Below are 9482 nucleotides of genomic sequence, written 5' to 3' on the forward strand. Positions count from 1 at the left end.
AGGGCGATTCGGCGTCGGCGCCGATCGCGGAGACATGGACCAGGGAGCTATCTGCGGAGGCGGCCGCCTTGGCGACCGTTTCGGCGCCCCTGGCCTGAACGGCGTCGAACGTCTGCGCGCCGGCTTCAGTGAGGACGCCGACCAGATTGATCGCGACGTGCGAATCACGCAGCGCCGCCTCGACCGAGGCCGGATAGCGCAGATTGGCCTGCACGGTGTGGACCTGCCCGACCCGGCCGAGTGGCTGGAGGAATCCGGCCAGTTCCGGCCGCCGGACCGCGACCCGGACCCGGTAATCGCGCTTGCACAGGGCGCGGACCACGCTGCGGCCCAAAAACCCCGATCCGCCGAAAACCGTGACGAGCGTGTCCAGATTCGATGTCATAGGAGCCATTCCTGCGGAAAAGAGTGCGTCTTGTCAGGCTTGTATCGGGCCGGTTTGCGATGCGCAATCGGCATCCCGAACCGGGCTTGAAGCATGAATTGACAACGGCGTCACCGAACCGTAGTAACCGCCTCCGTGCCCCAAACGGCATGCCCAGGTGGTGGAATTGGTAGACGCGCTGGCTTCAGGTGCCAGTGGCTTAACGGCCGTGAAGGTTCGAGTCCTTTCCTGGGCACCATCTTTGCCTTTCGATCCCTCGCGAAATCTGAGGGTTAGTGGGTCCTCGGTCAGGATCGCCTCTCAGTGCTCGTTGACCGAAGCGCCGAGCTTGATCAGGCTCAGCGAGCGGTTCGCGGTCTCGCGCAGGCGGCAGTAGCTCGCGCTGCCCTTGTACATGCCGGGCTCGACTTTGTCGAAGACCCCGCAGAAGCGATCACGCGACGCGGCGAAAGTCTTCTGGGATTCCTCGACCGCCTTGATCACGTCGGTGAATCCGCCGGCCTTAACGTTCTTTAGCGCCTCACTTGTTTTCTGCGTCCACACGGCGAGTTCGCGCGCCGCGCAGGCTTTCCATTTGGCGACGTCGTCATTCGCGCCATCTGCCGCTTTGATGCAGGGGTCGGCGACGAGCCCGACGCACGCGCCGCCGAAACCACCGGTTTTCTCCGCGGTCTTCAGGCAGGCATCGATCACTGCATGGTCGGCTGGCGCGGTGCCTTGGGCGAAAGCCATCGATGCGAGCGGGAGGCTTGCGGCGAACATCGCGGCGGAAAGTTTGAGCTTCATTGGAGATCTCCGTTCAGCGCATCGAAAATTTGAAACGCAATACGATTGCGAGCAAACGAAGCTCAGCAAGACGGTAGACCGGCGGGTGTGGCGGAAGCGCCGGACGGCGAGTGGGAAGGGGAAACGAGGGGGTATGCGGCTTTGGCTACGCCCTCTCCAATCGATGTCCTTGAATGCGTCTTGACCCGTCTTACGAGGTTTTCGACCGATAGGTGATACATGCAACTTTGGTCATGGAAGGCGCCGCGTTGGTTCACCTGAATGTGGAGCAGGATTGGATCTGCCTTAGATCGATAGAGATGGCGCTCTCGTCGCACGCGCGGGACAGGTACCTGTGGACCGTCCCCTCACACCATCCTCTTCCCCGCCCGCTCCGCCACCGCCTTCTGCACAAAATACATCATCACCAGCGTGACCATCGTCGTCGTGACGACGACGTAGCCGATCCGGTCGAAATGGATCAGGGAGCCGTCGGGCGCTTGCGCGATGATCGCGCCGGCAAGCACCGAGCCGAGGCCGCCGGAGAGCTGCTGGAGCGAGGCGCTGATCGCGCTGAAGGAGCCGCGCTGGGTGGAATCGGGAATCGCCGACATCAGGGCCTGCGACGGGATCATCCGTGAAAAGATGCCGACGAACATCAGCACGTTGACGGTGATCGCGGTCACGAGCGAGACCGGGCCGAGATGGGTGTAGATCAGCACCATGATGACGGTCATCACACAGCCGAACACGAAGGTCGGGTATTTGCCGAACGCATCGCTCGCCCTGCCGACCATCGGCCCCGTGACGATGCTGAACAGGCCGGAGACGAGATAGATCGTCGGCAGATGCGTGAGGTCGATGCCGAGATTGTACACGGTGAAGGCGCTGGAGAACGGCATCAACATGTAGCCGCCGGTCGCCAGCAATGTCGTGACGGCAAAGGCCAGCGTGTAGCGCGGCTCACCGATCGTCGCGACCAGGTGGCGGAACGGGTTTCTGTCCTGCCTCAGCTTCAGATGCGCATCGACCGGCTCCATCGCGAAGGCGATGATGATGATCGCCGCGATCGACACCACGACGATCGCGATGAAGCAGACATGCCAGCTCCAGTGATTGGCGAGAAACAGCCCCGCGGGAATGCCGAGCACCTGGCTCGCGGCGAACGCCGTCTGGACGAATCCCATCACGCGACCGCGCAGCTGTAGCGGGAATAGATCGGTGATGATGGCGAGCACCACCGAGCCGATCACCCCGCCGAACAATCCGGTCACGATCCGGCCGAGCAGCAGCACGTGGTAGTTCGGCGCCGCGGCGCACAGCATGGTGCCGAGCGTGAAGCCGACATAGAAGAACAGCAAGATGCGCTTGCGATCGAAGCGATCGGCAAAGCCGGCCGCCAGGATGCCCGACAGTCCCGCGCTGAACGCGTAGGCCGACACCGCGATGCCAAATTGCCCGGCCGTGATGTCGAGCGCGGGCATCAGGATGGCGCCGAGCGGCGACATGATGATGAAGTCGAGGATGATGGTGAACTGCGTGAACGCGAGCAGCGCAATGAGAAGCGCCTGATAGCGCGTGAAGCCGCGCGGGCGTTCCGATGGATCGTCGATAGGCGCAGCGAGCGTCTGTTCGGTCATGGATCTCGATTTCGTCGGGAGCGGGGAGAGAAACTGGCAGATGGGGTCGGCCGACACGATTTTCACGGGCGCACGGCCCTCGTTCCTGCCGAAACCTGAAGCTCGCGCCGGGTTGTGGAATCCGTGCAACAGCCCGCGATCCGACCAACCGTCCGGCGGCTTCGCGAAAAGCGTGCGTGGGTTGAGAAGCCTGGCGCCGGCCCCGCACCCCATGAATATGGGAGGACGCAATGCCGCGCGGTCCCTCGCGCATCCGGCGTCTTCCAAAGCCATGGACTGCATGCTTTGAGTGTCGCCGTGCCGCGCAAGCGTCAATTGTTTTGACGCAGTGGCGGCCTGGGGCTGGAAGTGACGGCGGTCTTCGATCCTCGTGCGCCACTTGCCGGTCGCAAGGTAGGAGGACGGGGTGGGGACCAACATGATGATTTCGTTGCGCGCGCGAATCGCCGCCTGTCTCGCGACGGCATTGCTTGCCGCGATCGCGGCCTGCGCCGGCGCGCCGCAAGCCCTGGCCCAGTTCATCTGCGTGGATGGTGCCCTATCCGACCAAGGCGCCAGTGCGGCGGGCTCAGGGGGTAATTTTGCCTGTGGGCCGTCCGCTTCCGCTGCCGGCAACGGCAGCAACAACTCCGCGGTCGGGGCCGGCGCTAACGCCAGCGGCGATAGCAGCTCCAATGGGGCCACGGGAAACAATGCCAACGCCAGCGGCAACAACAGCTTCAACAGCGCGACCGGAGCGGGAGCCATCGCCAGCGGTGAAGGCAGCAAAAACATGGCGTCCGGAAACAACGCGCAAGCCAGCGGTGACAACAGTACCAATATCGCGGCCGGCGCCGGCGCCAACGCCAGCGGCAACAACAGCGGCAATCTTGCGTCCGGGCTGACCGCCCTGGCCAACGGAGACAACAGCAGGAACGTTGCCACAGGGCGCAGTTCCAATGCCTCCGGCAACAACAGCAGAAATCTTGCGACCGGGTTTGTCGCCAGGGCTTACGGGGACGCCAGCGCCAACACCGCGACGGGGACCAACGCTAGCGCCTTCGGCAACGGCAGCAGCAACATTGCGACCGGCGTCAACTCCAACGCGACCGGCGACAACAGCTACAATATCGCGACCGGCCTGAATTCCAACGCGAGCGGGTCCGGAAGCAACAACGTCGCCACCGGCAACGCCGCCGTCGCGCTTGGCACCAACAGCTTCAACACGGCGACCGGCTATCTGGCGCATGCCCATGGCACCAATTCGGGGAACGTCGCGAACGGTGCGCAATCTGATGCCAGCGGCACCGGCAGCTTCAACACCGCCATTGGAACCGGCGCCAATGCGAGCGGAAACGGTGTCGCAAACACCGCGGTGGGCAACGGCGCCAACGCCACCGGCGCGAATTCGTCGGCCTTCGGCAATGGTGCATCGGCAACCTTCGCGAACTCAACCGCGATCGGCAATGGCGCCACGGCGACGCGCGCGAACCAGCAGGTTTACGGGACCGCGAGCAGTACCTACACGATGACAGGCGTCACCTCGGCCGCGAGCACGACCGCGCAGTCCGGGCCCGTGCAGCTCGTCACCACCGACGCTGCCGGCAATCTCGCCTCCACCTCGCTCAGTGCGCTCGGGTTTGCGAGCCCCGCGGATATCGCGGGCATCAACAGCCAGCTCGCAGGCATCAACGCCCGCCTCAACGACCTCGACGGCAGGACCGGTAAGGCGATCAACGGTGTCGCGATGGCCTTCGCGATGTCCGGCTCGCCCTGGCTGATGCCGTCCGAGAGGATCGCGATGAGCATGAACTGGGGGACGTTCCAGAACACCAATGCCCTCTCGATGAGCGCGGCGCTGCGCGTCAGCGAGCACGTCCAGGCCAGTGGCGGTCTGACCTATGGCACGAATGGCGGCGGATTGGGCGGCCGCGTCGGCATGCGCGTCGGCTGGTGAAGGCAGCAGGGCCGTTCCATGCAAAGGGTCGTTCCATGCAATTGATTGCGCGAGCGCTGATCGCACTGGCGCTGCTGCTGTCCTGTGCGAACGACGCGGCGATGGCTCAGCAGAAGACGCCTGAGCCGGCCCCGGCGCAGCCGTCGCTGCCCGTCACACTGGAGAAAGCGCTCTATCTGATCCGCTCGACACTGCTCACGCTCAACGATGCCAACCGCACGGGCAATTACACGGTGCTGCGCGACCTCGCCGCGCCCGACTTCCAGGCACGCAACAGTGCCGCCGATCTCGGGCTGAATTTTCTCGACCTGCGGCGCCGCAACTTCGACCTCTATGGTGCTGCATTGCTGGCGCCGCAATTCAGCGAGGCGCCCGCGCTCGATCAGCGCGGAATGCTGCGTCTTGCAGGCTACATTCCGACCCGGCCGCAGCAGATCCAGTTCGATCTCACGTTTCAGGTCGTGGCCGGGCAATGGCGTCTGTTCGCGATCGCGATCGCGACGCCGGACGCTGCAACGGCACAGCCGCAAGCCCAGGTGACCCCCGTCAAGCCGGCCGTGCCTGCGCAGAAGAAGATGCAATGAGCGTTTCTGGGTTCTATCTTATTGATAAGGCTGCATTTATCTCCGGATCGGCTGGCGCTCCCCCACTCTGTTCCCGCGGCTCCTGCAGCCCCGATTAAGCCGCCCTTAGCGAATGCCCCCTAGGCTCGCGGCCGTCCATTTCCCTGCTCCCCCGGCTGAATGCCGGTCATGTCGAGGTCACGAGAAGCGTTTTTCGGATGGAGCAGCCTGCCCGGCAGTACGAGTCTGGTGCACCGTCGGTAGCCCCGGCGGCTTCGAGGACGCTTGTCGTCGATCTCGAAGGCGCGCTGTTGCGCTCGGAGCTGCTGATGGAAGCGCTCTTCAGCAGGCCCGCCCTCATGCTCGCCCGTTTCGGTGCGGGCGGACGACCGGGCATGGCGGCGCTCACCGATATCCTGGCTCGGGCCGAGATCGACTACGCCCATCTGCCCTATGATTCCGATGTGCTGAACCGGGCGCTGGCGGCGCGCGCGCGGGGCGAGAAGATCTACCTCGTCGCGGATCGTTTCGCCGATCATGCCGCCGGCATCGCGACGCATCTCGGCTTCGACGGCGTCGTCACCCCGGCCGACCTCGCTGCGGGCAGCCTGCCGTTCGATCGCGCCTCCATCGAGCACATCGAAAATCGCGACAGAAGCAGAGCCAGCCTCAAGACCTGGGCGAAGGCGCTGCGCGTCTATCAATATGCCAAGAACACGCTGGTGTTCGTGCCTGTGATCACCGCGCATCAGCTGAACCTTGCCAGCTTCGGCTCCGCGTTGCTGGCGTTCCTGGCGTTCTCGGCCTGCGCATCCGGCGCCTATCTGATGAACGATCTGCTCGATCTCGCGGCCGACCGGCAGCATCCGACCAAGCGCCATCGCGCGCTCGCGGCCGGCGACTTGCCGATCTCGTCCGCGCTATTAGCGATCCCTGCGCTGTGGCTGTTCGCGGTCACAGCCGGCCTCTGCATCTCGCCGCTGTTCCTCGGCGTGCTCGGCGCCTATCTCGTCACCACGATCGCCTATTCGCTCGTGCTCAAGCGCAAGATGCTGGTCGACATCGTCACGCTCGCCGGTCTCTACACGCTTCGCATCGTGGCCGGCGCGGTCGGCGTCGGCGTGGTGCTGTCGGAATGGCTGCTGATCTTCTCGCTGTTCGTGTTCACCTCGCTGGCGCTGATCAAGCGCTTCAGCGAGCTCAGCATGCGCGAGAGCGCAGGCCTTGCCGATCCCTCCAACCGCGACTATCGCGTCACCGATCTGCAAATCATCGCCGCGATGGCGGCGGCGAGCGCGATGAACGCGGTGACCGTGTTCTCGCTCTACGTCTCCTCGAGCGCGGTCACGCCGCTGTACAGCCGGCCCTGGATGCTGTGGCTGCTCAACCCGCTGCTGCTCTACTGGTTCGGCCGCGCCCTGATGATGGCGCATCGCCGCGAGATGCCGGATGATCCGATTCTCTACACCTTCCGCGACGGCGCCAGCCGCATCACGGTCGCGGCGATGATCTGCATCATGCTGGCGGCGATCTGACCGAACCCCGCGCTTGCGCGGCCCGCCGGCAATGGCTACATCGCGGGCAATCCGAATTCGTTATTATGCCGACGCACCAATTCGACCCGAGGTTTGAAACGCCATGACCGTACGCCTGCATCGCGGCGACCTGCCGGACCTGTCCCGCTACACCGGAGCGGTGGCGATCGATACCGAGACCATGGGGTTGAACCCGCACCGTGACCGGCTCTGCGTGGTGCAGCTGTCGCCGGGCGACGGCAGCGCCGACGTGGTGCAGATCCCCAAGGGGCACACCGACGCGCCGAACCTGAAGGCGCTGCTGGCCAATCCTGAGATCACCAAGATCTTCCACTTTGCGCGGTTCGACGTCGCGGTGCTGTTCCAGACGTTTGGCGTCATGACCGGGCCGATCTACTGCACCAAGATCGCCTCCCGCCTGATCCGCACCTATACCGACCGCCATGGCCTCAAGGACCTCGTGCGCGAGGTGCTCAATGTCGATCTCTCCAAGCAGCAGCAGTCCAGCGACTGGGGTTCCGACAGCCTGACCGAGCCGCAGCTCGCTTACGCCGCGTCCGACGTGCTGCACCTGCATGCCCTGCGCGAGCGGTTAGATGCCATGCTGGTGCGGGAGGGTCGCACCGCGCTGGCCAAAGCCTGTTTCGACTTCCTGCCGACCCGTGCCCTGCTCGATCTCCAGGGCTGGGAGGAAGAGGACATTTTCGCGCACTCCTGAGCCCTCCTGGAGGGAGTTGTCGCCCCGTTTCGGACACTTTCGTAACAGCCTGTCGCGGGCTGCATATTCAGGCGCCGCCGGTTACAATGCAGCGCCCTTCAACCGGACCAGGCGAGCGACACCTCAGGAACTCAGGTGAATTCGGCCCACAATCCCACCTACGACGCCGCGCTTGCGGCGAAGTTTGCCAGCGCGGCGCGCCACAGCCGCCTGGTGCGGATTCTGCGCGTCTCGGTGCCGGCGACGGTGGTCGTGGCCATGGCCGTGATCATCTACGTCGCGTTCTTTAACAAATTCCGGATTCCGGAGCTGCCGCTCACGGTCGAAAACATGGTGGTGTCGGGCACCAAGATCACCATGGAGTCGCCGCATCTTTCCGGCTTCACGCCGGACCAGCGTCCCTACGAGCTCTGGGCCAAGACCGCGACCCAGGACATCACCGATCCCGATCATGTCGATCTCAAGGACCTGCGCGCGAAAGTGCTGATGGAGGATCAATCCACCCTGTTCCTAGATGCCCGCACCGGCCGCTTCGACAACAAGCAGCAGCAGCTCGATCTGCACAAGGACATCTTCCTGCGCACGTCCACCGGCTACGAGGCGCGGCTGAACTCCGCCTTCGTCGACATGAACAAGGGCACGGTCTCCTCGGACGAGCGCGTCGACGTCAAGCTGACCAATGGCACGCTGACCGCGGACAAATTGCGCATCACCGAAGGCGGCGACGTCATCCGCTTCGAGGGCAATGTGGTGATGCATCTGGACAAGCTGGATGAGCCCGCCGCCGCTCAGCCTGCGCCACCCGAGCCGGCGCCGCCGGCGAAGACACGTACGCCTCAGAACAAGTCTGCCAACTCAAGATGATTTTCATGATCAAGTCTTTTTCGCGCAGCGACCACAAGCGGTGCGCCATCATCAGCGCGGCTGCACTTGCAGTCGGCGTCGCGCTGGTCGCCGGCGGAGCGGCCCTCGCGCAGAGCACGATGCAGGGCGTGCCCAACGCGATGCAGGGCTTTTCGCAGAACCGCGACCAGCCGATCCAGATCGAGGCCGCCTCGCTCGAGATGCGCGACAAGAAGAAGGAGGCGACCTTCGCCGGCAATGTGAAGGTCGTGCAGGGCGACACCACCATGACCTCGAAGACGCTGGTGGTGTTTTACGAATCTGGCGGCGACAAGCCTGCGACGCCGCAGCCCGCACCGGCGAAGGGCGCGAAGTCGGCGCCGATGCAGTCGGCGCAGCCGGGCCCGGGCGGCAGCTCCTCGATCAAGCGGCTGGAGGCACGTGGCAATGTCGTGGTCACCCAGAAGGACCAGGTGGTGACCGGCGAGACCGCCGTGTTTGATACCAGGACCAATCTCATCACCATGCTCGGCGGTGGCGGCCAGGTGGTTCTGACGCAGTGCAAGAACGTGCTCCGCGGCGACCGTTTGATGGTCGACATGACGACGGGCGTGTCGCGGGTGGAATCCGACAACGGCCGGGTTCAGGCTCTGCTGCCGCAGGGCGGCGGCAATGATTGCGGTTCGGGCAAGCCCGGCGGGGCGCCGCCTTTGCAGTTGCCTGGTGCAAGTAAACCGAAATGAATTCAACGTCTTGGTTCGGATGCGACCGAACCGAGGTTGAAGCTTGGCCGGCGAGACTGTATCTAGCGCGCAGGGCTATCGAAGCGGGGTCCGCCGCTTTTCGGGCGTGTTTCACTGGGCATGAGACATCCCTTCACTCATGCTGCATCGGCGAATCGAAAGGCCGGTGCGGCAGATCGCGCGAATTCGCGCAGGATCGTCGCGAAAGGCTTAGAAGGCGGGGATGGTCGATCTCTTCAGCATGTTCCGTCGGCGCCCCGCCAAGCGCGGCCGGCCAGGATTTGCGCGCCAGGACATCACCGCGCTCGGTGACAGTGTCGGCGGGCTCGTGACCAGCCCGATCCGCGATGCGCC

General features: G+C 64.4%; 9 protein-coding genes, 1 tRNA gene and 1 pseudogene. 8 read left to right on the plus strand and 3 right to left on the minus strand.

Translation table 11 applies throughout. The features are described 5' to 3' along the window. A partial coding sequence (locus MOV74_RS21625) for an NmrA family NAD(P)-binding protein (RefSeq protein WP_246926493.1) occupies nt 1-385 on the minus strand: 385 nt, incomplete at its 3' end. 151 nt (nt 386-536) lie between these two features. Between MOV74_RS21625 and MOV74_RS21630 the strand changes: the two genes are divergently transcribed. Then, nucleotides 537-623, plus strand: a tRNA-Leu gene (locus MOV74_RS21630). Between the two features lie 62 nt (nt 624-685). Here MOV74_RS21630 and MOV74_RS21635 read toward each other — a convergent pair. Together MOV74_RS21635 and MOV74_RS21640 are read right to left on the minus strand one after the other, a co-directional pair. Further along, entirely contained in the window at nt 686-1171 is a 486-nt protein-coding gene (locus MOV74_RS21635; protein ID WP_246926494.1) for a lysozyme inhibitor LprI family protein, read from the minus strand. A gap of 347 nt (nt 1172-1518) precedes the next feature. Further along, the gene (locus tag MOV74_RS21640; RefSeq protein ID WP_246926495.1) at nt 1519-2790 is read right to left on the minus strand and encodes an MFS transporter; all 1272 of its coding nucleotides are present in this window, start codon (nt 2788-2790) and stop codon (nt 1519-1521) included. Between the two features lie 418 nt (nt 2791-3208). Between MOV74_RS21640 and MOV74_RS21645 the strand changes: the two genes are divergently transcribed. The 7 genes and pseudogenes from MOV74_RS21645 to MOV74_RS21675 all read left to right on the plus strand — a co-directional run. Continuing rightward, a complete protein-coding gene (locus MOV74_RS21645) occupies nt 3209-4726 on the plus strand; it encodes a hypothetical protein (RefSeq protein WP_246926497.1) in 1518 nt (505 codons plus the stop codon). Between the two features lie 35 nt (nt 4727-4761). Continuing rightward, complete coding sequence (locus MOV74_RS21650) at nt 4762-5310, plus strand: hypothetical protein (protein WP_246926499.1); 549 nt, start codon at nt 4762-4764, stop codon at nt 5308-5310. A 308-nt stretch (nt 5311-5618) separates the two neighbouring features. Beyond that, on the plus strand, nt 5619-6824 hold the full coding sequence (locus MOV74_RS21655; RefSeq protein WP_246926500.1) for a UbiA family prenyltransferase: 1206 nt from the start codon (nt 5619-5621) through the stop codon (nt 6822-6824). A 103-nt stretch (nt 6825-6927) separates the two neighbouring features. Beyond that, nucleotides 6928-7542: a ribonuclease D gene (locus MOV74_RS21660; RefSeq protein WP_246926501.1), complete on the plus strand. Its 615-nt coding sequence runs from the start codon at nt 6928-6930 to the stop codon at nt 7540-7542. A 135-nt stretch (nt 7543-7677) separates the two neighbouring features. After that, complete coding sequence (gene lptC / locus MOV74_RS21665; protein ID WP_246926502.1) at nt 7678-8406, plus strand: LPS export ABC transporter periplasmic protein LptC; 729 nt, start codon at nt 7678-7680, stop codon at nt 8404-8406. Between the two features lie 5 nt (nt 8407-8411). Beyond that, on the plus strand, nt 8412-9128 hold the full coding sequence (locus MOV74_RS21670) for an LptA/OstA family protein (protein ID WP_246926503.1): 717 nt from the start codon (nt 8412-8414) through the stop codon (nt 9126-9128). Nucleotides 9129-9351: 223 nt separating this feature from the next. After that, nucleotides 9352-9482: pseudogene (locus MOV74_RS21675) on the plus strand (LPS export ABC transporter ATP-binding protein); the annotation flags it as partial.

It is taken from the genome of Bradyrhizobium sp. SHOUNA76 (genome assembly GCF_023006445.1).
Lineage (GTDB): Bacteria > Pseudomonadota > Alphaproteobacteria > Rhizobiales > Xanthobacteraceae > Bradyrhizobium.